At 38.5% G+C, this 23,462-nt stretch carries 19 protein-coding genes and 1 pseudogene; 11 read left to right on the top strand and 9 right to left on the bottom strand.

Annotation, left to right across the window (positions count from 1 at the left end):
• Positions 1-3 precede the first annotated feature (3 nt).
• The 3 genes from D5018_RS01970 to D5018_RS01960 all read left to right on the top strand — a co-directional run bounded on the left by D5018_RS01970 (position 4) and on the right by D5018_RS01960 (position 3,460).
• A complete protein-coding gene (locus tag D5018_RS01970; protein ID WP_121837301.1) occupies positions 4-789 on the top strand; it encodes a hypothetical protein in 786 nt (261 codons plus the stop codon).
• An 89-nt stretch (positions 790-878) separates the two neighbouring features.
• Complete coding sequence (locus D5018_RS01965) at positions 879-2,063, top strand: hypothetical protein (RefSeq protein ID WP_121837300.1); 1,185 nt, start codon at positions 879-881, stop codon at positions 2,061-2,063.
• A 68-nt stretch (positions 2,064-2,131) separates the two neighbouring features.
• Positions 2,132-3,460, top strand: coding sequence for an NAD(P)/FAD-dependent oxidoreductase (locus D5018_RS01960; RefSeq protein WP_121837299.1), 1,329 nt, complete (start codon positions 2,132-2,134; stop codon positions 3,458-3,460).
• Positions 3,461-3,498: 38 nt separating this feature from the next.
• On the opposite strand, the gene nhaC is transcribed toward D5018_RS01960, so the two are convergent.
• The 5 genes from nhaC to mutY all read right to left on the bottom strand — a co-directional run bounded on the left by nhaC (position 3,499) and on the right by mutY (position 13,893).
• Positions 3,499-4,950: a Na+/H+ antiporter NhaC gene (gene nhaC, locus D5018_RS01955; protein ID WP_121837298.1), complete on the bottom strand. Its 1,452-nt coding sequence runs from the start codon at positions 4,948-4,950 to the stop codon at positions 3,499-3,501.
• 103 nt (positions 4,951-5,053) lie between these two features.
• On the bottom strand, positions 5,054-8,629 hold the full coding sequence (locus D5018_RS01950; RefSeq protein ID WP_133309217.1) for a hypothetical protein: 3,576 nt from the start codon (positions 8,627-8,629) through the stop codon (positions 5,054-5,056).
• A gap of 165 nt (positions 8,630-8,794) precedes the next feature.
• Positions 8,795-12,385 (bottom strand): hypothetical protein, encoded by a 3,591-nt coding sequence (locus tag D5018_RS01940; protein WP_121837295.1) that lies wholly within the window; start codon positions 12,383-12,385, stop codon positions 8,795-8,797.
• Between the two features lie 155 nt (positions 12,386-12,540).
• Positions 12,541-12,813: an oxidative damage protection protein gene (locus tag D5018_RS01935; protein ID WP_121837294.1), complete on the bottom strand. Its 273-nt coding sequence runs from the start codon at positions 12,811-12,813 to the stop codon at positions 12,541-12,543.
• A gap of 3 nt (positions 12,814-12,816) precedes the next feature.
• Positions 12,817-13,893, bottom strand: a complete 1,077-nt coding sequence (gene mutY / locus D5018_RS01930; protein WP_121837293.1) for an A/G-specific adenine glycosylase — start codon at positions 13,891-13,893, stop codon at positions 12,817-12,819.
• Positions 13,894-14,001: 108 nt separating this feature from the next.
• Between mutY and trmB the strand changes: the two genes are divergently transcribed.
• The 4 genes and pseudogenes from trmB (at position 14,002) to D5018_RS01915 (ending at position 16,756) form a co-directional block, all read left to right on the top strand.
• On the top strand, positions 14,002-14,718 hold the full coding sequence (gene trmB, locus D5018_RS01925) for a tRNA (guanosine(46)-N7)-methyltransferase TrmB (protein WP_121837292.1): 717 nt from the start codon (positions 14,002-14,004) through the stop codon (positions 14,716-14,718).
• 171 nt (positions 14,719-14,889) lie between these two features.
• A complete protein-coding gene (locus D5018_RS01920) occupies positions 14,890-15,702 on the top strand; it encodes a YggN family protein (protein WP_121837291.1) in 813 nt (270 codons plus the stop codon).
• 127 nt (positions 15,703-15,829) lie between these two features.
• On the top strand, positions 15,830-16,042 hold the full coding sequence (locus D5018_RS22070) for a helix-turn-helix domain-containing protein (protein WP_243637358.1): 213 nt from the start codon (positions 15,830-15,832) through the stop codon (positions 16,040-16,042).
• Between the two features lie 21 nt (positions 16,043-16,063).
• Positions 16,064-16,756 (top strand): annotated as a pseudogene (locus tag D5018_RS01915) (substrate binding domain-containing protein).
• Positions 16,757-16,777: 21 nt separating this feature from the next.
• Here the strand turns inward: D5018_RS01915 and D5018_RS01910 are convergent.
• Positions 16,778-17,437, bottom strand: coding sequence for a nitroreductase family protein (locus tag D5018_RS01910; RefSeq protein ID WP_121837290.1), 660 nt, complete (start codon positions 17,435-17,437; stop codon positions 16,778-16,780).
• 118 nt (positions 17,438-17,555) lie between these two features.
• Here D5018_RS01910 and D5018_RS01905 point away from each other — a divergent pair, with 118 nt between their 5' ends.
• Together D5018_RS01905 and D5018_RS01900 are read left to right on the top strand one after the other, a co-directional pair.
• Complete coding sequence (locus D5018_RS01905) at positions 17,556-17,741, top strand: hypothetical protein (protein ID WP_165904977.1); 186 nt, start codon at positions 17,556-17,558, stop codon at positions 17,739-17,741.
• A gap of 385 nt (positions 17,742-18,126) precedes the next feature.
• Positions 18,127-19,068 carry a LysR family transcriptional regulator gene (locus D5018_RS01900; RefSeq protein WP_121837288.1) on the top strand — a complete coding sequence of 314 codons (942 nt, stop codon included), beginning with the start codon at positions 18,127-18,129 and terminating at the stop codon, positions 19,066-19,068.
• A 390-nt stretch (positions 19,069-19,458) separates the two neighbouring features.
• Here the strand turns inward: D5018_RS01900 and D5018_RS01895 are convergent, their stop codons facing one another.
• Positions 19,459-19,695, bottom strand: a complete 237-nt coding sequence (locus tag D5018_RS01895) for a hypothetical protein (RefSeq protein ID WP_207819189.1) — start codon at positions 19,693-19,695, stop codon at positions 19,459-19,461.
• Between the two features lie 3 nt (positions 19,696-19,698).
• On the opposite strand from D5018_RS01895, the gene D5018_RS01890 reads away from it, so the two are divergent.
• The gene (locus D5018_RS01890; protein WP_121837287.1) at positions 19,699-20,232 is read left to right on the top strand and encodes a LysR substrate-binding domain-containing protein; all 534 of its coding nucleotides are present in this window, start codon (positions 19,699-19,701) and stop codon (positions 20,230-20,232) included.
• A 4-nt stretch (positions 20,233-20,236) separates the two neighbouring features.
• On the opposite strand, the gene D5018_RS01885 is transcribed toward D5018_RS01890, so the two are convergent.
• Positions 20,237-21,268 carry an ankyrin repeat domain-containing protein gene (locus tag D5018_RS01885; RefSeq protein ID WP_121837286.1) on the bottom strand — a complete coding sequence of 344 codons (1,032 nt, stop codon included), beginning with the start codon at positions 21,266-21,268 and terminating at the stop codon, positions 20,237-20,239.
• Positions 21,269-21,530: 262 nt separating this feature from the next.
• Between D5018_RS01885 and D5018_RS01880 the strand changes: the two genes are divergently transcribed.
• Positions 21,531-22,019 (top strand): hypothetical protein, encoded by a 489-nt coding sequence (locus D5018_RS01880; RefSeq protein ID WP_121837285.1) that lies wholly within the window; start codon positions 21,531-21,533, stop codon positions 22,017-22,019.
• 336 nt (positions 22,020-22,355) lie between these two features.
• Here D5018_RS01880 and D5018_RS01875 read toward each other — a convergent pair whose 3' ends face one another.
• Positions 22,356-23,450, bottom strand: coding sequence for a TRAP transporter substrate-binding protein (locus D5018_RS01875; protein WP_121837284.1), 1,095 nt, complete (start codon positions 23,448-23,450; stop codon positions 22,356-22,358).
• Between the last annotated feature and the right edge of the window lie 12 nt (positions 23,451-23,462).

Genomic DNA, 23,462 nt, shown 5'->3' with positions numbered 1-23,462 from the left:
GGTGTGTTCAGAGGCTTTATTGGGGCGACAGCACAACCTCAAACGTCACCTTCAGCAGGAACAACAGTGTCCTTATCTCCAACATTGAATCAGTTTCGCAATTGGATGATTGAAAATAACTTCCCAATGGATGATGGTTTAGTTGCTCAATTAAGTCGTAATCCAAGCTTAGCTCGATTAGGTGACAGTAATACCGTTAAACAGCATTTACAAAGTGCTGTTAACCCAATAAATCAGAAACTAACATTAGAAGAGGTGGTTTGCTTAGATGCAGCTCAGAGGTTTATCGCTTCAGAAACTCAAAGGGCTACTGAATTTAGAAGCTTGGCCAAAGCGACTAAGTTAAGAGTAGAACCAGATTTTGTAAAAAGAGTTGTTAATGATGAAAGAGTTAATCGGTTAGGAAGTATTGAAGAACTTCAATCTGAGCTGAAAGCTGCACTTCAAAAAGGTGTAGCACTCAACTCTACCCAAGCTGCATTATTAAGTGTTTGTGACCGTGTTTATGCCTCAGGTGTAAAGCTTGGGCAAAAAGTAGATATGCGTAGAGTGATTAGTGCAAAATCCTTTCTAGAGCAAATGAAAAAAGATGGTGTGAAGGTAACGCAAAAACATATAGCTCAAATTGCACGATTACCAAATATAAAAATGGATGAAGAAAGTGTGGAAAATCTAATTTCTGAGGCCGTAGCTGACCCTAGTATTGAACTTACGCATGAGCATCTAGTTTGTTTAGAAGCGGCTAAAAGTATAGTGTACAAGCATTTTTTTGGAAGACGGAGTTATTAGGGGGTAATTAGATTGTATGTCGTAAACTATTGACTTTGTTTTTTTGACTATACTTCTCTTACTACTAAAGGATGAGCTAAAGGTGAAGTATGTCAATTGATAGTACCTATGATGCCAGACTTGCTACTCTTGTTTCTGATATAAAAAATGAACAAAATGAAAAGGGTACAAATCAGGGGGAATGGAGTTTAAATTACACATCTCCTAAAGGAAAAGCGGTCGCAAAGAGTTTTACCGTCTCTAAAAATTCACAAGGTCAGTATCAAGTAAACGATATCCATACAAGTATACTTCAAAAGTTTTGGGCGATATTTGGGGGACGCTCTAAGGAAGCAACGGATTTAACAACTCGTCTTAATTTTCACCAGTATCAAGTTTCCGCGACTCAAAATCATATACCAAACCATAATGAGCACGATTTTGACTCTGGTCTAAATCATTTAATGAATCAGGCTGAGAGAGGGTTCAGAAACTTAATTGGAGATGCCGTTTTTGAGCCAGTCCGCTCTTTCGGTACTCCAGTGCAAGTTATAGGTGCTGCCCCAGGTGATAAGTACGTGTTATCTCCTGCACTTCAGCAGTTTCGAGGTTGGGCAATAAAAAATCCATATCAGATGAATGATGGATTAGTAGCTGTAATCAGTCAGCAACCTAATATTGCTCCAATGGGAAGCCATGTTAAGCATCACCTTTTATCAGCTCTTGATACAAGAAATGCTTATCTTAAGCCTGAAGAAGTGACCTGTTTACAAGCTGCGGAAAGATTAATTTCTTATGAGACACGAAGAGCAAGTGATTTGAGAAGCTGGGCAAAAAGTATCAATTTACAAGTAGACTCTAGTCTCGCACAACAAATTTGTAGGGATGTGCGCGTTGGAGAATTAGGTAACCCTGCTTACGTTCAGCAAGAATTGAAAAATGCAATCTATGGAAATGCGGAACTTACTTATAACCAAAATATACTTTTGAATGCAATGGAAAGGGCCTACGTTCAAAGAGCAAACTCTGCTCAACGTGAAGAATTCAACCGATCAAATGCTAAAAATTTGGTGCGTCAACTAAATGAAGCTGGTTACCAAATAACAGATGGTATTTGTGAGAGAATAGCTGCTCTGCCAGAAATAGAAAAAATAGGGGATGCTGGGTTTGTTAAGCATTTGCTCAATAAATCCCTAAATAGTCCTGAAAGTAGTTTTAGCCGTGAGCAGGTTCTTTGCCTAAATGTGGCACGCAAAGTTATTAATGAACAATACAGAAGCTTCCAAGGCTGGTAGCTTATTTTCTATTCTGGCTGCAAACTTGTATCATCCATTCATTATGTTTTGAACAGAATGAGTCAAGGATGTACGACCCTTTAGTCAATAAATCACCATTCCAACAAGAGTTTGCTCAAAGTTATTGGGCGGACTCTGTTTCGTTAGGTACAGCACAGGCTTCACTTCAACAATCAATCCAAACCGATGTCGCCATTATTGGTGGTGGTTACACTGGCTTAATGACGGCTTACTACCTCGCTACCGAACATGGTCTTGATTGCGTAGTCATTGAAGCTAATCAGGTCGGCTTTGGAGCCAGTGCTCGCAATGCCGGGTTTGTTCTAAAAGGCTCTGGACGCTTGAGTTATCCTCAAATGGCTAAACGCTGGGATTTATCCATTGCTAAAGGGATCTTTAATGAATTCGGAGAAGCGGTTGAGCGTGTTGAAGCCTTGATATCAGAGAACCAAATTGATTGTAATAAACAAGAAAACGGTTATTTGAAAATTGCTCACAGCGCTAAGGCGATGCAGCAGTTAACGTCTGCTAATGAATACATGCAAAGTCACTTTGGTGGCGATTCTCAGATCCTCTCAAAACAAACATTATTTGATGAATATATGCAGCACCATCAAGCTCATGGCGCTTTGCGTATTAATAAAGGTTTTGGCATTCATCCTCTTAAGTTACTGCTAGGGTATAAGAAGCTAGTTCAATCGGCTGGCATTCCAATTTATGAAAATACCAGCATCGGGGATTGGATACAGGATCAAGGTCGGCACAGGTTGGTTACTGCTCAAGGTGAAGTCTTTGCTAATAAAGTCGTTTGCTGTGGTAATGCTTATCTTCCTAAGCGTTTTAATCCTCAAATAGATAATAAAATTTTACCAATTTTGAGTAATGTGATTGTGACTGAGCCTTTGAGTAGCGATACTTTGGAAGCCGCTGGGCTAAAAACTCATCAAGTGGTTATGGATACTCGTATTCTTAAATACTATTACCGCCTGCTACCAGATAACCGTTTGTTGTTTGGCGGTCGAGGTGCAGTATGGGGTAAAGATGCAGCCAATCCTAAATACGGTCAAAGATTAAAACGAGCATTAGATAAAGCCTTTCCTGCCTTAACTCAATCAAAGGTCGATTATAATTGGACTGGCTGGATTGCTGCTGCATTTGATGATATGCCACATATTTTTGAAAAAAATGGTGTTGGGTATTCGCTTGGTTATTGTGGCTCTGGAGTCTCGTACAGTGTCCAAGCTGGATATCGGTTAGCGCAGTCTATAGCAGGACAGCCAGTACCTAATTTACCTTTGTATTCTTCTCAGTTACCCAGTGTGCCATTCAGTCATTTTAGACGCTGGGGGCAATGGGCTTACTACCATTATGGTTGTATCAAAGATGCAATTCTCTAATGGAATTAGAAAAGGAAGCAGTTGCTCCCTTTGTCTTGCTATGCAACAGCTTCTTGCTCTAAAGGTTCAATCTTGAACTTGAAGTAAGCGTATGTGCCGCTCACTAATGGACAAATTAAATTGAAAAAAGCAAAAGGTAGGTAGGCTAACGTTGCTACTCCTAGTGTACTTGCCATAAATGCACCACAGGTATTCCATGGTACTAAAGGACTGGTAATGGTTGCTGAATCTTCAAGCGTTCGACTTAAGTTTACAGGTGCCAAATCGTGCTTTGGATATTCAAACTTTAACATTCTACCGGGCAGTAAGATTGCTATGTATTGGTCGCCACAAACCACGTTGGCTCCAATGCCGCAGCCTAATGTTGCAATAATTAAGCTTGAACTACCCCGAACGGCTTTTAATACGCCTTCAAGTAGTCGTGCTAATAATCCAGTGACTTCCATTACGCCGCCAAATGCCATTGCACACAAGATGAGCCAAACTGTCGTTACCATACTGCTCATGCCGCCACGGCTTAGTAAGCTGTCTAAAACAGTGTCACCAGTATTTGATGTATAACCGTCAAACATTGCAATCCAAATTCCTTTGATTAGCGCTACAACATTTGGTAAAGAATCATCGTTAACAAACTTAATGATGGCGTCATATTGGAACAAAGCTGCACATACTGCACCTGCTAGCGTGCCAATAATGACAGTTGGGAACGCAGGTACTTTTTTATAAGCCAAGCCAAGAACAACTAAAAGAGGAAGTAATAGCAATGGACTTGGAGCAAATTCTTGCTGAAGCACTTCCATACTGGTTGATAGGTTAGAAGTAAACTGTGAGGTATCGGTATTTAATCCAATGATGAAAAACAACACCAACGCGATAAGAATACTTGGTACTGTTGTCCAAGTCATATGGCGTATATGTTTGAAAATATCAGTACCTGCAACTGCTGGGGCTAAATTTGTGGTGTCTGAAAGTGGTGACATTTTATCGCCAAAGTATGCGCCACTAATGATAGCTCCAGCGGTGATTTCAACACTGAGCCCCATAGCGCCAGCAATGCCGATTAAGGCAATACCTAAAGTACCAGCAACTGTCCATGAGCTGCCAATACTAAGTGCGATAACAGCGCATAAAATACAACAGGCTGCATAAAAATAAGTAGGACTTAGGATCTGCATTCCATAATAAATCATGGTGGGTACAGTGCCAGATAAAATCCAAGTACCAATGAGTGAGCCTACACTAAATAAGATAAGTAAAGCTGGGGTAGCAACGCTAACACCATCAATGATCCCTTGTTCCATCTCTTTCCATGTAAATCCATTTTTTACACCTACGACTAATGCAACACAGGCTGCTAGGATCAAGGCAATTTGGTTCGCACCAGATGAACTATCAGATGAAAAAAGATAAACAGATGCCATTAACATGCATATTAATGCGAGAACTGGCAGAATCGCATCCAGCAAAGAGGCTGGCTTATGTTGAGACATTATTCATTGTCCTTGAAATTTTGTTTGCATTATTTATATATAAATCCTGACATAAAAGTTAGTCTGTTGTCGAATTGATATTAAAATCATGTGAGACGATGAGTTAAAATTCGTTTGATGATGCCATATCTTCAAATAGGAGAACTTGTTTTCCTACTCGGTCAATTGAGAGATAAGCTTCTGAGCAGATATGTTCATTTTCTCTGGGCTTTTCAGAGTATGATTTTCCTCTCAACTGCTTATGTAGTGGTGGATTAGTGTATGTTTTATAGTTTCTTCTTAAGTCGAGCACTTCTCTTCTGCATTCTAGAGCAGCTTGCAAAGTGAGTAGCGTTGCTCTAAACACTGCTAGGTCTTGCTCAACTTTTTCAATTTGATCTAAAAAGAATTCATGAATCTCAGAATCTTCGGGTATTTGTGCCTGTTTTACTTCTTCTGCATGAGTGCAAAATACTCGAAGTCCTGTTTCGACTTTTAAGCAGTTCGTTGGAATATTTTTTAAATCCAGAAGCATAGAAGTGTAAACCCTTGGTTTAGTGAATACATAGGGAGGGCTTGATATTGAATTTTGGAGCATTTCCAATAAACACTGTGCATTGGGCTTCATCGCTTTTATTGCTGTGATTGCTGGTGCCATTAATTGGCTTGATGCTTCAATAAGATCGTGTCGCAATCGTAATGAAAGGTCAAAATCATACCTGTATTTGTTGAGTAAAAAGTGCAGCCTTGCAATAGTAGCGAAGGATGGATGCTTGATGCCTCTTTCTGCTTTTTCAATTTCTAAAATGGCTGGTGAAGGGGGGACTGTATGGGCTGATGAGTAGTGTTGGGTTTGAGTGTCACTTGCACTCGACTTAGTAGAGGACAGTGATGAGCTTTGGCGTTGCATGCTTACCGCGAGGAGAGTTCTTCTTTGTTGTTTTTTTCTCCTTTTTTCTTTTTTGCTCACGGGCTGTTGCGTTGTTGTATCTTCAGGTTCCCTCTCTTTTTTACTGAATCGTTGTAGTTGTTGTTGAACTTCTAAATCGATTTGCTTTTGTGTTTTTTGACGACTTAATCTCGCTCTTTCAGATAGCTCTGCTTCTGTGGCAAGATACTTTTTTGCTAATAATAAAGGGTTATTTTCTTCTTTTAACATGGCTTCATTAAAGGTTACCGCTAGAAACCAAGTGTTTTTTAGCCAACCGTTTTTAAAGCTTTTGAGAACAGACTCAAATAATGGCTTGTAATCTGGCGAGTTGGTTGCAGTTGCGTTAATAAGATGCTGTGCAAGAGTGCTCATCACAGTTTTGAGACCAAAAAGCTGTCTTGATATAGGCAGGTTATCAAGGCCTCTGAGTGAATTGGGTATTTTCGATGGACAAGTTATTATTTCTATTGAATAGAGCACTGATAATATTTCCATGGTTTTAGGTATAGTGCATAAAGTCCATATGTTGAAAATCAAGCCACGGTTTTCATAAAAAGCGCCCTCGAATACCACCTTTCGGAGCTCTTCAAATTCTTCAGAAGCTTTTAATTCGACTTGTGTAAATTTTAATTTTTCAAAACATTCAATACTCCGATGCCACCCCGTAAGAAAGTGAGAGCAAACCTCATTCAGAAGAATGCTATGACTCCCATCGATAAAATCTTCATCTGTTACGGTTCCTAGAAGTAAGCGGCATCGATTGAGTTCTATCATGGCTTTCTGCATACCTTTAATGGAATTGGTTAACCCATTAACAGCCTTTGCTAACTCCAATGGCGGAGATGTTAGCTGGTCATGAATAAGGTCACAATGCACTCTGAGCCGTTGAAAATGATTAAAATGTTCAAATACAGCTTTTTTAAAAAAATAACAAAAATCTCTAAGAGCAAAGTGTGCAAATTGGACATTGAACGCTTCGCTTTTTGAGTCATCAGATTGTGAAATTCTTTGTAAAATAATTAAGGCGAGTTGATTGTCATGTGCAGACAAATACGTTTCGTAAGCCTGAACAAGTTGTTGTGCTCTTTGGAACCAAGCTGTACCTTCAAGTTTCGATTTACTGGCTTTTGCTTTCGTGCTTTCTTGCGTAAACCGCTCCTTTAAGTGTGTTTCTAACGTTTTTCCTTTTGGGGGAGCAAATGTTAGGTAGGCTTTATAAAGCTCATTAAGTTGTTTAATAGATGCTAATGAGTAAACCTCCATTGTGATTTCATCACTTTCTGTTCGCAGCTTAAATGCAGGAAGCGCAAACACTTTGAGAAATTGAGTCTGACTGAATAAAGCTAAATCACTGTTATCATACTCTATACTCGTTTCTCCAGTGATAGTCGGAATAAAAGCTCTTGATATAAACACGCTGGGTGGGTCTAGGGATGTTTCTGTAGGAGTAAAGGTATATTGGCACTTTCGAAGATGGGGAGGTAATGCATTATGTCCTTTTTTTTTGACAGAGCAGTATCTATTATGAAGTGCACTTTTGAGCAAAAAAACTTGCTGGCTGAGGGCTCTGTGCTCTGGAGAAATGAGTTCAGAGTGAAACCATTCTTTTGTATCAAGCTTAAATAAGCAGGCTAAAAAGGGGACCCAAGGCGTTGAAGACAAAACTTTAACAGTTGATAAATCAATCGGTAAACTTGTCAGTAAAAACTGTATCGAATGTAATACTTGCTGAATCTCAGTGGTTGGAAGTTTATCTGTTGGGTATAACTTATCTAATATAAATAAACTATCTAATAAGAAGCAGGCGGAGTCCGGCTCGCGTAAATATTGGCAGAATTTCAAGCTTGATGATATGTAGCCCGCATATTTAGGAGAAGCTTGATACTTAACTGCCAGCATATATTTGTCAGTACGATCCACTATGTTGAGTTTGGATATGCTTTCTTTTACTTGGGGTAATTGACTGTGAATATCTACATATACTGCTTCAAGTGTTGATAGTAGCACTGAAGTGGACTCAATAAAGTAACCAAATAATTCATATCGAAATAAATAGTACTCTTTAGGACCAGACTCAAAAGGGAGCACGGCGTCTGAAAATAAATCAAACAGCTCAATCCGAGTGGCTAAATAGTCATGTAATGTTTGGCTTTGGTAATAGGAAACCAATTCATCTTGTTGTTCGGTGATTTCTAGTGAAGCGTCTTGAGTGAAGTATTGTTTTAGAAACCCCAAACTTATTAATGGGATATTGAGCTTCTCCAGTACGATAATTGCATTACAAAGTACCTTTAGTATATGGCAATGCATGAGTGCATAACCTTGCTCTGAAAGTGTTGATTCTTTGCGATTATTAGAATAGGAATGTATCAGAGTAACTTCATCTTGATATGTATTAAGGTGTTTAAGGTATTCCGTGACTAGTGCATTTGATTGCTGCAATAATGGGATAGAAATTGTTGAATCAGTGAGTGTCATCGCATTCGTACCTTCCGGCATTTTTTCTTTTAGTCGCATCACTCGATAGTATAGAGCTGGTAGGCCTCTATCTAGCCATTGACCGTCTATCGTTTGAAGGTTCAAGGCCATAGTTTCTTTAGAAGTGCATGTTTCGATTGTAGAGGTCGAAGTAGACATCAACTCTGAAGGGGAAGATGATGTTATGTTAGGAGTACTGGATGTTGGAGACGAGGGAGGTGTTGTAGCGGTACATTGCCAATCTTCTACTCTGGTGCTTGAGGTTGTTAGGGTTAACAGAGGAGATGTCATAATGGAATGTACAAAGTCTACATCATTGATTCGATGACGAATAAACTATTCTATTTGCACTGTATATGTGCTGACTTACTGATTATTAATGATTGAAAAATGGCTTTGTTGGCTAAATGAAAACAAGCTCGGAAATATTATTTTCTCAGTGGCATATAACAGGCTCTAGGGTTCAGTTGCGGAGACCATGTTCTTAAACATACTGACTCGATCTTGAACTCTTGAAATAGCATCATCGGCATCAGTGCATGTTTTATGGTTTTCGATTGGAATATTTGATGTCTTTTTCGTTTGTAGTTCTTCAGGCGTTAATGGGTTTGTCTGTCTCTTATAATTTCTTCTATACAGTATGACCTCCCTTCTGCAATCTAATGCGGATTGTATTATTGCGAGGGTTGTTCTAACAGTATTTATTTTAGCCTCTGTTATTTCTATTTTTTCTAAAAAAAAGTAGTGCTCATCAGATTCTTCTGGTAATTCTAGGTGCTTTAAGGTCTCTGCATGAGTACAGAATACTTGAAGACTGGTTTCAATTTTTTCACAATGACTCGGAAGATGCCGTAGCTCGATCAGCATGACTTCATAAATACTTGTATCTTTGAATTTATATGGTGCAACTCGAGAGTTTTCAAGCATCGACAATAAACGATCTGCGCTAGTCTCCAGACTATTTATTGCTTCGATTGCTGGAGCCATTAAGTAACAAGATGCATCAATTAAATCATGCTGTAATCGTAAGGATAATTGAAAGTCTGCTTGATACTTAAAAAGAAGAGCATTGAATCTTGCAATAGTAAAGAGTGATGCGTTTGGAATTTTTTTTTCTAATTGAATTATTTCTCGTGGTACATGAGAAGAGGACTTTGCTGAATCAGCCTTGGCAACCCCTACTTGTGGTGTGTATGTGCATTGCATGTCGTTTGATAGGATAACTTTTCGATACGGCCTCGCTTTTTTCTTACCTTTGTGTGTTGTAGCTGGGGGGGGAGTTTTATCTTCAACTTTTAATTCTTCTTCTGTAAATGTGGAAAGTTGTTGTTGAACTTCTAATTCAATCTGCTTTTGCGTTTTCGAAGCGCATTGTGAGGCTCGTTGAGCCCTAAAGCGCTCATCTGCTAGAAATTGCTTTAATAACAGCAGAGGGTTATTTTGTTGTTGAAGCAAAAATTCATCTAAAGTTACCGCATATAGCCATGTATTATGAAGCCAACCAAATTTAAAGCTTTCTAATACTGATTTCATTATTTTTTTGTATAGAGATGGGTTATTTGCTCTCGTATAAATAATATGTTGTGAAATTGAATACATGACGGTTTTAAGCAGGTATGGTTTAGATTGACATTCAAGGTTATCTAATCTCCTGAGCGCTGTTGGCATAGTATCTACACAACAGGTAATTAACTCCATATAGCACAATGTTTGTTGCCTGTCAGGAGTCAAAAGGACAGGGGCTTGAACCCATATATTAAAAAGAAGGCTTCTATTTTGATAAAATTTCCCTTGGCAAATGATCTTAAATAGTTCTGAGCATTTTTCGGGGCATTGAGTCGCAACTGAGCTTGATCTTAAATCATCAAAACAATGCAAAATACTATGCCATGCTTCAAAAAAACTATCGCATACTTCGCCAACGATAAAACCATGCTTTCCTTTACCAAGAGCTTTATCATCGGACGTTGCTCCTTGAAGTAATCGAGAATAAGCTAATTCAAGCAGTGTATCTTGCAACTCCTTTATTGTTATGATTAGTTTATCAATTTCAGCCTCTACCATTTCAGGATTGTTGATTGCTTTTGTTAGAATCACAGTGCAGTGAAGCTTTAGTTTTTGAAAATGATTTTTTTCCTTAAAGATTGCTTTTTTTAAATAGAAGCAAAATTCTCTTAAAGCGAAATGTTTATCTTGAACTTCATCAGCTTTTAATCTCCCCCGCTCTGTTTTGTAAGCTTTTTTTATACTCATAAGATTTAATGGGTGGCTATGTTCTGAAAAAAAATCTTCATATTCTTCCATGATCGAATTTGCTTTATAACGCCATGAATTTTGCTCAGAATCACACTTCTTGGCTTTTGTTTTTCCTTGTTTTAATTGTTCATTTATATGGGATTCTACAGTTTTCCCTTTTGGAGGCTTTAAAGGCCGATATCTTTGATAAAGAAGTCCTAGTTGTTGTTTCGATAGTTGGGTATCAACTCCTGGAGCTGAATCGTCATTGATTTTTGGGGGCTTAAAAGCCGGAAGTTGAAATACCTGTATAAATTGTTCCTGCTTGAATGGGGGAAGTTCTTCTGGCTTGTATTTAACTTTTTCTTCCTTAGGAGGCTTAGGTATTTTAGCTCTTATCATCAAAGCGGCAGGCGGATTTAGTGACACTTTTTGTGGAGCCGTTCCATGTATTGAGCGTTCAGGTTGTTTGCTGTTCATTATCGCTTGAATACGACAGTATTTATTTTGGAGTATGCTCTTAAGCCAACCTACCTGTACTTGAAATTCATGAAGATTTAAGTTGCTAAGTACATATGGGCTGCTAAGTGCATTTATATACCATGCCTCTGAATTCAGTTTGAATATGCAGGCTATAAAAGGTGTCCAAGGAATCGAATACGCACTTTGTACATCAACTTGTAATTCAGGGTGTTGCTTGAATAAAGAGCAAATTGAACACAAAACATTGCATGCATCTTCATCAGGAATAAGATCGTATAAATTTAAATGTTCCAATATAAAAACAGCTTCATCGGGCTTACGTAAGTATTGTGTGAACTTTAAACTCGATACTATGTATTTTATATGCTGTGTTCCGAGGGGGTATCTTTCTCTAAGCATGAAGCTATCTATTTGATCAAATACGTTTAACTGCTCTACTTGTGCTTTGGAAAGGGGTAATAGGCTACAAATTTCGATCCCCACCTGGGTAGCACATTCGACGGTTTCAAGCACTGATGAGGCGTTCTCAATAAAAAGCCCAAAAAATTCTAACGTTGATAGATAAAATTTTTTAGGATCAGATTGAAAAGGTTTGACCGAGTCTAAATATAGGTTAAATAACTTTACTTGTTTGGATAAATGATTGTCCAGACCTTGCTCGTGATAGAAAGCAATTGCTGCATGCTCTTGCTCCCCCATTTGCAGGTTAGTTTGCGTCAGTACTATGGAACTCATAAAACCTAATCGCATTAAAAAGATATTGAATTTCTCTAGCACCACTTTTGATTTACAGAGTACTTCTAATATCTTTAAGTGCATTTGAACATACCCGTTTTCTGACCAAGATATCTCTTCACTATTATTAGAAAATGTTCGTATTAGTGTGACTTCATCTGGGTAGGTTTCGAGATGTTCAAGGTATTGTTCCATTAACAGGTTTGTTTTTTGTAATAATGGCAGAGAATCAGCGTGATTGAATATTGCTTGATGTGCAGAGTCATTGATGGTTTGGGAGTATATTTCAATAGCTTGAAAGTAAAGTGGAGGTAAGTTTCTATCTAGCCACTGACCACATACTGTTTCAAAGTTTAATTTTGTTGATTCCGTAGAATTGACTTCATCATGGTTACTCTGTTCTCTAGCCTCAGAAATTGAGTGTGGCACAACTTTTGTAGAGTGATCTAGAGGTGAACATGCAGCTTCACGAATAGTTTCAGTTTTATTTGTTTCTAGTTCTTTTTTTGGAGTTTTTTGATCTAAATTTGGCCACTCATCGGGGGCTTTGTCGGGAGCTTGAAATTGTGTAGTAGTACAAGAGGAAACGGCCATAGAGTCTGCAAAAAAGCCCTGTTGAGGAGAATGACCTACAAATTATTTTAACGGCGCTGTATGTGGGCTGAATTTTTTTATGATTTTTAGAGTGGGGCTCAAAGCAGCATTGCTCTGCAAAACTAATGTTTAGTTTTGCAGAGCAACAAGTGATGTTATTTATCTTCAGGAACGTAACCTTCAATTTTGACGTCTTTGCCTTCAAATAAAAATTCAACCATCTTTTTTTCTAGTAATTGACGGTCATCTGCGTTCATCATGTTAAGCTTGTGCTCATTAATCAGCATGGTTTGCTTCTTTTGCCAAAGTCCCCAAGCTTCTTTACTGATGTTATCAAAAATACGCTTACCAATTTCACCTGGGTAAAGTTGAAAGTCTAGACCGTCAGCTTCTTTATTTAGATACACGCAATTTACTGTGCGAGCCATATTTTATTCCTCATCTTCTATCGATCTTACTTCGGCTAAGATCTTTTCCGTAGCCGCCGCGAGTCCTACTTTTTCAGGCTGATTTAAATTAAACCATAGCTCCGAATAACTGTTAGAAACAAGTGGCTCATTAACTTGATGGTTATTATCGTTTAAGTCTACCAAAGAAGCACTAATATCTAAATGATAGTGGCTAAAGGTATGTCTAAATCCAGATAAATACAGGACATTATCAGTGGATATCTTGTTCGATAGTAAGTATTGCTCTAACTCAGTAGCTGTTTCAAACTCAGGAAAACACCAGAGCCCGCCCCAAATACCTTTTGGTGGGCGTTGCTTTAGTAATACCTTCCCATTTTGCTTTAGTACTAAAAAATGAGTGGTTTTGACTGGTTTTTCCGTTTTTGGTTTTTTACTAGGGTAATCGGTTTGATTGCCTTGGCGCTGCCCTTGGCAGTCTACCGCAACTGGACAAAGCTCACATTTTGGTTTAGAGCGAGTACAAATCATGGCACCAATATCCATCATGGCTTGATTGTACTTTTGTATCTCGTTTTTTGGTGTATATCGTTCTGCAATTTCCCAAAGTTGGTTTTCAACAATTTTTTTTCCCGGCCAACCTGAAATTGCACCATGACGAGCCAAAACTCGCTTTACGTTACCATCTAGAATGGCGTGGTGCTGACTTAAGGATAATGAAAGTACCGCACCTGCGGTTGAGCGACCAATACCGGGTAAGTTAATGACATCTTCAAAGTTTGTGGGGAAGTTACCTTGATACTTGTCTCTGATCAGTTGAGCAGCTTTGTGTAAGTTTCTGGCTCTGGCGTAATAACCAAGCCCTGTCCAGTGGTGCAAAACTTCATCTTGTTCTGCATTGGCTAAATCAGACACACTAGGAAAGCTAGCCATGAATTTTTCGAAGTAGGGAATAACCGTAGCGACTTGAGTTTGCTGAAGCATGATCTCAGAAATCCATACTTTATATGGGGTTTTATTCTGCTGCCAAGGTAAGGTTTTACGTCCGTGAATGTCGTACCAGTTGATGATACGATCTGAAAAAGAGGGTATTTTAGTCATGGCGGCAGTGTAATCGGCATCGATTAACTAAACAAGATACTTGCACTGTTTTTCACTTTGTAGATAATGCATCTTCTTTTTGTGATGCTGTAGATATTTGAGGCAATAATGAGCGAAGTTACCACCGCTGAATTTAATGAAGAAGGCAAGTACCTTCGTAAAGTTAGAAGCTTTGTATTACGTGAAGGTCGTTTAACCAAAGGACAAGCCCACGCTATTGAAACTCAATGGCCAACAATGGGATTGGATTACAGCCCAGAGGCAATTGATTTAGAGTCTGTATTTGGTCGTGAAGCTGACACCGTTCTCGAAATTGGTTTTGGTATGGGTGCTTCTTTAGTAGAAATGGCTGCTGCAGCTCCACAGCAAAACTATATCGGTATTGAAGTTCATCAACCGGGTGTTGGTGCTTGCTTAGCTAGCGCAGCAGAAGCAGAAGTGACTAACCTTCGTGTCTATCACCACGATGCGATTGAAGTATTAGAAAACTCGATTGCAGACGGCTCATTAGCACGCGTTCAGTTATTCTTCCCTGATCCTTGGCACAAAAAGCGTCACCACAAGCGTCGTATTGTTAAGCCTGAATTTGTTCAACTGCTAAGACGTAAGTTGAAAGTTGGCGGTGTATTCCACATGGCTACTGACTGGGAAAACTATGCAGAGCACATGCTAGAAGTAATGGATGCTGCTGAAGGTTATAAAAATCAGTCTAAAACTCAAGATTATGTTGAGCGCCCTGAGCATCGCCCATTAACTAAATTCGAAGCACGCGGCCAAAGATTGGGTCATGGTGTTTGGGATCTTATGTTTGAAAAAACTGCCTAGTTATTTTTAACCAAGAGTTAGTGATTTTTGCTAACTCTTGGTTTTCTATATTCTCCATCACTTGTCCATATTTTCCTCTCCATTTAAAAAATCCTTTTAAAACAGTTTTTTATGTTTTTTGGCACAGTTCCTGATATAGCTAGTACAACTTAATGATAAAGGAACTTCACCATGACTTTTGCTAAAACCACAACTTCAATGATCATTGCTAGTTCATTTATGGCTTCTTCGGCTTTTGCTCATGATGAGCATCGTCAAGAGTGTAATATCTCACTTAATTATGACATCACTGCTTCTTCAAATGAGTTAACGGTAAGTGATAATGGTAATGAACAATACCGCATAGTAGGTGATCGTTTATTTGTTAATGACGAACAAGTTGATTTAGATGCAGGTCAAAAACGTTTGGTTTCTGAATATCGCCAAGAGGTAGTCGATCAGGTTCCTCAAGTGATCGAATTAGTGAATGGGGCTGTAGAACTTGCGTCTGATGCTATGGGTTCAGCACTTACTCCCCTACTTGGCGATGAAGCGGGTAGTAAGCTTGAAGAAGTTATGGAAAAGGTTCAAGAGCGTATAGGCAAAGTTGCATATCAAGATGGTAACTCCTACTACCTTGGTGCTACTGAATCTACGATTGAGCAAGCATTTGACCAAAACTTCGAAGAAGAAATCGAAAATGCAGTGAAAAGTTCCATTGGCAGTATTCTTATGAATGTTGGTGCTGCATTAATGTCATCGGATGGCGGAAGCTTTAGTGAAAAACTGACCGCATTAGAGCAAAAAATGGAAACAATGGCGGAAGATTTAGAGACTCGTATCGAAGCGCAGGCCGCCGATTTTGAGCAACAAGCTGATCAAATGTGCGATAACTTCAAGTCTTTAGCTAAATTAGAGCAAGAAGTAAGATTGGCGATTCCTGAATTAAAAGCTTTACCAGTGACCATTAACAACCAGAAAGTACATAAAGAACATAGTATTTAATTTTTAACTTAAACCTTTCCCTTATATTATCTTCCCTTATCTCCTTGGAAGTTCAGGCGCTCTTGTAGCGCCTTTTTTTGTTGTTTAAGGTAAAGTATGCCAATTAATAATTGAGAGATAATTTACAGTGGCATTAAGCAGTCAGCTATTGTTATTTTTAGACGTAGTGCAACAAGGTTCATTCACGAAAGCGGCGGCTTTACACGATATGGATAGATCGTCTTTATCAAAAAAAATTAAACAGCTAGAAGCGGATTTAGGAGTAAGGCTGCTTAATCGTTCAACTCGTTCATTTTCTCTTACTCTTGCTGGTGAGGAAGTATTGACCACAGCTCTTTAGCTCAAAGATAACTTAAACGAAATCAAATATATTACCAGCTCTTATCAATCTGAGCCCAAAGGCCGATTAAGAGTTACGTCTCCTAAATATTTTGGTCATCAATATTTAGCGCCCGTCATTGCTGAATTTATTAATATTTACCCTGAGATAGAAATCGAACATTCATTGTCAGACATTAAATCTGACATTATTTCGGAGAACTTTGACTTGGCTTTTCGGTTAGGAAAATTAGTGGATTCTCGGCTGGTTGCAAAAAAAATCGTAGATGTAAATTATGTGCTAATCGCAGCTCAAAGTTTTATCGATAAAAACGGTCAACCATCTAGCCCTAAAGATTTGGAAAACCTACCTTGTGTGATCTATAAAAACCCTGAAATTACCCTCGATCAAATAACGCTTACTCATAAAGGGGATATCGAATAACAGGAAAGTATTCGACTTCATGGGCGTTACAAGGTGAATGACATTCGAACTTTATTAGACGCAGTAAAAGATGGACTCGGTTACGCTTACGTTGACGTATCAATACTGGACAATTCAATATCAAAATTAGGTTTAGTGATGCTGTTACCAGACTATTATATTGGCACTAAAGAGGCGGGGATCTATGCTTTGTATCCGCATATTAAAAGTTCTATGCTGGCACGGCGTTTTTTACAAGCTGTGGAGGAATATATCGGTACTCCTCCACGTTGGCTTTCAAATTTAGACTGACTAGAGACCGTATACACACCTCTAAAGAACAGTAACAACGTCTTCAATAGGTAAACGAGCCTTAGGGCGACCGTGATTATAATCTTCACCATCTAAGTGGTAGCCCATAGCCAGAGCAAAATCACATTCAAACCCACCAAGTTCAGCGGCAAATTCTTCACCGATTAATTGTGGAACAACGCCTTCCATCGGTGTTGAAGCAATGCCTAAACGCGCCAGAACGTGCAGAATATTACCAAGTGCTATATAAGTTTGAGCTTTAGTCCAGTTTCTGTTTACACCAGTCTCATCAGTATTTAATTCAGCAAAGGCAAAGGCGCCATTGAGCATATTGTCATAGTGTTCAGCGTCTAAGTGGCCAGAGGCAACTTCAGCATCAACCACTTTTCTATAATCCTCTTTGTTAAATTTAGGATTATGAGCAAACAAAATGATATGTGAAGCTTCAGTTGCATGAGGCTGATTAAATTGGAGCATATTGGCAAAGGTATTATGAAAACGTTTCTTTGCTTCTTCACTTTCCAAAAATATGAACTTCCAAGGTTGTGAGTTAATGGAAGATGCAGAAAGACGGATTGCTTCTTTAATGACATTAATATGTTCAGCAGAGATACGTTTACTTGCATCGTATTTTTTTGCGGTATAGCGGTTGTTCAAATCTTTAATAATTGGGTGCGTCATCGCTTTTTCCTCAATGCTTTCAAATTGAGGGCATGATAGGGAATTTGATTGTATTGATAAATAACAGTTGCTTCCAATCACTGTGGACAAAATTACCTACAATCTAGAAGGTTGAATTTTGCACTACCCTGGTGCGAAATACTCTTTCTTACTTATTTTTATAATCAATTTTGATGTTTCGTTAGGTCTTTGGTGGATACTCGATAAGTTGGTTGGATTACGAGTGAGTAAAGAACAAGAGCTGCAAGGTTTAGAGCTTTTAGAGTGTGGTATGGAAGCTTATCCAGAATTCACAACTCGATAGCACAATTAAAGTCACTATCTTTTACGTATGCAGGTAGACATCGTTTAACTGCATTTTGATGTATTTAGTACCTATACCAATTTCATGTTTACCGATAAAAAACGAATATTTATTGATTTTTTTATCAAAGTATTATTGGTGTAAATGAAGTCGTTTGGTGCTTTTAACTACAAACAGCGGTTGAAAAATATAAACACACTGTTTCAATCGCTGGAATATTGTCAACTCATTTTGATATAATGCATAACTAATAACAAATATTCACTTCTGTATTACTCAAATTTTGCAGCTAGTGAACAAATATCTCATTTGATCATACCAAGCGGTATTTACCTCTTAGATCAGATCCGGTGTCAATTGATGTGCGTTACTTGAGGCGGCTTCCATGCTCGAATTGTTAGAACCAATTGCTATTTTCACCCATGTGGCTCGTGCCGGTAGTTTTAGTGCAGCAGCACGTAAATTAGGCATTTCAAAATCAAAAGTTAGTACTCAAGTTGCTGACTTAGAACATAAGCTCGGCATTCAACTTATTCAAAGAACCACGCGTAGTTTGAGCCTTACCGAAGCTGGTAATATGTTGTATGAGCAAGGTGAAGAGTTGCTTAGAGATGTTGAGCAATCTGTAGCCAGTGTTCATAATCTAAATGAGTCAACACGAGGTGTACTAAAAGTCGGTATTTCTCAATCTTTTGGTACCATGCATATTATCCCTGCTTTACCTGACTTTATGGCAAAACACCCTGAATTGTCACTACAAGTTAGCTTGCTTGATCACAAAGTTGATGTTGTGAACGAAGGGTTAGACCTGTTGCTAACGATGTCAGAACAACTTCCTCTAGGAATGGTGGCTCGACCACTAATGAAAAGTCAGTTTGTGCTGGTGGCCTCTCCAGAATATATTGCAAGATGCGGAGAACCTAAGCGCCCTGAAGATTTGGTTGAGCATAACTGTTTGGTATATCACGGTGAATGGCATGAACATAGCACATGGCAGTTCAGGCGTGGCGATGACTACTGTGAAATTGGAGTGTCAGGTAACTTCAAAGTAGATAATGCACCAGCGCTTAAATCAGCGGCTGTTAGTGGTTTAGGTATGGTTTATTTGGCTTCTTATTTGTTAGAAGATGAAATTGAAAAGGGTACATTAGTGCCATTACTTCGAGACTGGCAGTTAAGTCATCATTTACCATTACAAGCTGTTTATCCTCGCCGTAAACATTTAGCACCTAAAGTTAGCGTGTTCATTGAGTTCATCAAAGAGCATATAGGTACACCGCCATATTGGGATAAAAACCTTGCAAGCCTTTATGAAGAAAGAAAGTAGCTTGTTTTTATATATGAAAAATATGAAAACATTGTTTTATTTATAGAATACTGTTCCAATAAGTTTTGTTTTTTACAGTAAAACCATTTGAAAACAAGTGGTTATGTTTCTGGGTTTTTAATTGCCTGTATTTTGAGCAGTAAAGTTTGTTGTTAGAAAAAGGTAACGTGGTATTGAACTCTGTTCTGATATCAATACAATGGCTTTACCGTTACAAAATGATTTGATTCCTGTTTGAGATAAAAAACGACCCCTTTTATCTGAGATAGGCAAATCAGTTAATCTGATTAACAAGTTTTGCGATGGTGTCAATAACTTAACTATTTCAAGTTGTTGACTTTGAAACCATTACCCTCATTTGGTTACCCCAGCAATTTGCTGGGGTTATTTTTATCTCTCACCTTGCACTTCAAATTTATCGCTAGCTAAGCGTGCTTTTCCATCGGTATCAATTACCCAGTGTTCACGGTGCACAACCCCATAAGCTTTGTTCATTGTCCAACTTGAAGTCAGAATAAATCCATTTCCATTTTCTTCTGGTGTCCACTTAACCTCTGTGTAATCGACATCCTTGAAGCCTTGGTCGATGATGTTCTGCCAGAAAGTTTGGATTTCTTCTCTTCCCAAATAATGCAAATCTATCCAGAACTTGAGCCTGAATTAATCAGTAATGACCGCTTACTGAACCTCAGTAAAGAAGATATCGATTTAGCCATTAGAGTAGGTCCATCGCCAAATAGTGGTATGAAGCAACGAAGGATAGGTCAGTTTAAGGACGTACTATGTGGGCATTCAAGTTTTATGAAAGATGGTGCAGATGTGGCTAATGCTTATATTGCCAACAGTTGGCAAGGGGCTCATATTTACCATCAATTTAAGCACCGTAAGACTAAGGTTGAATTGGAATTCACCGCTAAAGCTAAATGTGTGGCTAACTCATTCCACACTTGCCTTTCTTTATTGAACAACAGAGTTGGTATCGGAGTCGTCCCTGATTTTTTATTTGAGCAAATGAAGCCCGAGTTGGTGGAAATATTTCCTGAATATCAGTTACCAATAAATAAGGTTTATGCTGTATACCCATTTATGGATACTCTACCTTTGAATGTTAGGGTTATTTTGACTGAGATAGAGAGACAACTGGGGGCTAAAGGAAACCCGTAAGCAATTATTTTTTGCTTCTATGTTGCTTTAATACAGTAATAGCCTCAGTCTGATTTTTTTCTTGAGCACGGGACATAGGCGTCTCAAAATTGTTGTCTCTTAGCTTTGGATTTGCACCATTATTCAGGAGTACTTGGATACATCCTGTATGCCCTTTTTCTGCTGCACAATGTAATAGTGTTTTGCGATCTTTGCCTTTGGAATTGACGAGGTCAGGGCGGCGAACCAATAAATCTTCTAATAATGCAGTCTCACCTCTAAAGGTTAAATAGATTGCAATATTGTGTCCTTTGATATTCTCTTTGTAAATTAAATTTGGATGCTCATTCAATAGTGTTTTTAACAATTCTAAATCATCACTTTCTGCTGCATAATGTAGTATGTTACAGCCCTTTTGGCATGTTGAATCAACATTAGCATTCTTGTTAACTAATAACTCATAAGCCTGTAAATTTCCATTGTAACAAGCGCAATGTAAGGGAGTTATACCTGCTTTGTTGCATACATCTACACAAACTCCATTACTTATTAAAAACTCAATACACTGAGTACTATTATTTACTGCGGCTATGTGTAGAGCTGTATTTCCTTGCTTATCACAAGCTAAGAGGTCTACTCCTTCTGCCCATAATTGCTGTAATTGGGGTAAGTTATCGCTAGCGCATGCCTTTTCAAGTTGAGAGTATGAACTCGATAGCTTTTGAATTAGAAATGACTTGAAATTCTCTATGGTTTTTTTGGGTATTTGAGCTAAATCCTTGGGGACAATTATCGAGTACGCAGTTCCTCTAGATCTTTGTACGAGCATTACTGGTTCTAGAGGTTGCATTGATGAAAATTCAAACGAGCTTATTCGAGGAGTTTTGCCTGCTTCGGATTTTATGCTCATTTGATATGTCGATTGATTTAAGTCATTAAATTTTACAGTAAATACTTTGCTTGATAACTCTGCTACCCGAGTTAAGTCTTTAGTTGACATTTGCCAATGCAAATCTGCAGGTATTTTGACTAAAATAGGTTCTAATGAAGCAGCCATAAGTATTGTTTCTAAAGAAATTTTTTAGATTGTGAATCAATAAGCTAAAAATAACAGTTAAATATTGTTTAAGTTTCACCAGTTGTTTTTACAACCAACAAACTTCCAAGTGTATCAATACTCTCCTTTATAAAGCATTGTGAGTGATCAGTGGTTGTTAGATGATTAGATGGATATTAAGTGGTTATGATGAATCATTAATATGACAACTAATTGTTCAAGTTATAAACTTATTACATGACTTAATAGCGGGGGAGAAGGTATGGCTGTTTCTGGAGTTCATACTGTGAGCGAAGTTTGGGTAGATACGTCTTTAAAAACCAACAAAGTACGTATTGCTGAAATCAAGAGCAAACTTTCGATAAATGAATGGAAAAATTTAGTTAGCTTGGTTCAATTGGTGACTACTACGGATCCGGTTACGCAGGAGAAAAAGTTGGCTTGCAGTATTGTAAATCCAAAACATTTTACATACGTGCTAAGTTTGGAAGAGCGGATGGAAAACAAACTTTATTCTAACGCCACTCAATTTGGATTGCTGATAAAGCTAAGCGAGACCGAATATAAACCAACAAATTTTATGGTGGAGAGCTTACTCCTTTTCGAAAAAGAGCAAAACTTTGAACCTGACAATTTTGGAACAAAAGAGCATGGCGGTTTGCGAAAAGTTGAGCCTAATGGAGCAATTACATATTCAACAAATCATGGAACCTTAGACCTTCCCAACGAAGGTAGCTTATCTTCAAGTTAAAAGTTTTATGGGCGTGTTGATCTTTAAGGATTAAATTTTGTGCTTAAAAGCATCGAAGACAGCGTAAATTGGTACTTTCTTTGAAACAGCGAGCAGCTGCGTTATTGTATGTTTATGTTGGAAACGAAGTAACGACAGTTTTGAATGTCGGTCCAGCCACACTTCAGTAAGTCTGCCTTGTATAAGACAACCAATTTATCGCTGCAAAAATAAACACGAACGAACAACAGGCTCTAATCGCTGTCACAAAATAAAAATGGGAAATGGAAAGGGAAATCTAGAGAGCGCTCTCCAAGTTCCCCCTTAGAAAAAGAAAGTCTCATTCAACGATGTAAATCATAACCCACGATTCTTATAATACTCAACCTCTGAAATCATATGATAAGCGCCAACTTGTTTTTGGAACTTAGAATACGATTCCATCACTTTTGCAAACATAGGATCCGCAGCCGCTTGCTCTGCTAACACTTCTGCACTGGCTTTTTTCAAAGCTTGCATAACATCCGCTGGTAAAGTTTTAACCTCAACACCATGTTTGGTTTTTAAGGTTTCTAAAGCGGCATTATTGCGTGCAGTGTACTCATCAAGCATGTCTTGGTTGACGGCTCTGGTGGCGACTTCAACAATCTTTTGTAGATCTTTCGGTAGCTCGTTAAAGGCTTTTTCATTTACAGTGAACTCAAGCATTGCACCCGGCTCATGCCAGCCTGAAGCATAATAGTGATCAGTGACTTTGTGAAAACCAAACGCTAAATCATTGTACGGGCCAACCCATTCTGTGGCATCAATGGCACCTGATTGCAAAGAGGTAAATAGCTCACCACCAGTTAATGCAACCGGAATTGCCCCAAGTTTTTGGATCACTTCACCACCTAAACCCGGGATACGCATTTTAAGACCTTTTAGATCGTCTACAGAATTGATTTCTTTTTTAAACCATCCTGCCGATTGTACGCCAGTATTACCGCCTGCAAATGGTATTACGCCAAAAGGTTTGTAGAGTTCACGCCATAATTCAAGACCACCACCATAATGCAGCCAACCATTGGTTTCTTGTGCGTTTAAGCCGAAAGGTAATGCAGTAAAGATAGGTGCGGCGGCCATTTTACCTTTCCAGTAATAAGCGGCGGCGTGTCCCATTTGTGCAGAGCCTTGAGAGACTGCATCGAATACTTGGAATCCCGGTACAATTTCACCAGCGCCGTAGACTTTAATGTTTAGCCTACCGTTACTCATTTCATTTACTTGTTTAGCAAAGTTCTCTGGTGCAGTACCTAGCCCCGGAAAGTTCTTAGGCCAACTGGTGACTAACTTCCAGTTATAAACTTTTTGTTCAGCAGTTACTTTCTTTGTTGAGTCATCCTTACCACAACCTACCAACAAGGGCAGGGAGGTAATCCCGATAAAGAGTGTTTTTATCCATTTGTTCATTGTTAATTCTCC

Source organism: Parashewanella curva, from assembly GCF_003675895.1.
In the GTDB taxonomy this organism is placed as follows: Bacteria; Pseudomonadota; Gammaproteobacteria; order Enterobacterales; family Shewanellaceae; genus Parashewanella; species Parashewanella curva.
Note: the sequence above shows the minus strand (reverse complement) of the source record. Positions and strands in the feature narration are given on the sequence as shown.

Excerpts from the sequence above, each read along its gene's own strand:
- D5018_RS01890 (WP_121837287.1), top strand. The coding sequence starts at position 19,699 with ATGCAAATCTATCCAGAACTTGAGCCTGAATTAATCAGTAATGACCGC.
- D5018_RS01940 (WP_121837295.1), bottom strand. The coding sequence starts at position 12,385 with ATGGCCGTTTCCTCTTGTACTACTACACAATTTCAAGCTCCCGACAAA.
- nhaC (WP_121837298.1), bottom strand. The coding sequence starts at position 4,950 with ATGTCTCAACATAAGCCAGCCTCTTTGCTGGATGCGATTCTGCCAGTT.
- D5018_RS01960 (WP_121837299.1), top strand. The coding sequence starts at position 2,132 with ATGTACGACCCTTTAGTCAATAAATCACCATTCCAACAAGAGTTTGCT.
- D5018_RS01900 (WP_121837288.1), top strand. The coding sequence starts at position 18,127 with ATGCTCGAATTGTTAGAACCAATTGCTATTTTCACCCATGTGGCTCGT.
- D5018_RS01910 (WP_121837290.1), bottom strand. The coding sequence starts at position 17,437 with ATGACGCACCCAATTATTAAAGATTTGAACAACCGCTATACCGCAAAA.
- trmB (WP_121837292.1), top strand. The coding sequence starts at position 14,002 with ATGAGCGAAGTTACCACCGCTGAATTTAATGAAGAAGGCAAGTACCTT.
- D5018_RS01880 (WP_121837285.1), top strand. The coding sequence starts at position 21,531 with ATGGCTGTTTCTGGAGTTCATACTGTGAGCGAAGTTTGGGTAGATACG.
- D5018_RS01885 (WP_121837286.1), bottom strand. The coding sequence starts at position 21,268 with ATGGCTGCTTCATTAGAACCTATTTTAGTCAAAATACCTGCAGATTTG.
- mutY (WP_121837293.1), bottom strand. The coding sequence starts at position 13,893 with ATGACTAAAATACCCTCTTTTTCAGATCGTATCATCAACTGGTACGAC.
- D5018_RS01935 (WP_121837294.1), bottom strand. The coding sequence starts at position 12,813 with ATGGCTCGCACAGTAAATTGCGTGTATCTAAATAAAGAAGCTGACGGT.
- D5018_RS01875 (WP_121837284.1), bottom strand. The coding sequence starts at position 23,450 with ATGAACAAATGGATAAAAACACTCTTTATCGGGATTACCTCCCTGCCC.
- D5018_RS01950 (WP_133309217.1), bottom strand. The coding sequence starts at position 8,629 with ATGACATCTCCTCTGTTAACCCTAACAACCTCAAGCACCAGAGTAGAA.
- D5018_RS01965 (WP_121837300.1), top strand. The coding sequence starts at position 879 with ATGTCAATTGATAGTACCTATGATGCCAGACTTGCTACTCTTGTTTCT.
- D5018_RS01920 (WP_121837291.1), top strand. The coding sequence starts at position 14,890 with ATGACTTTTGCTAAAACCACAACTTCAATGATCATTGCTAGTTCATTT.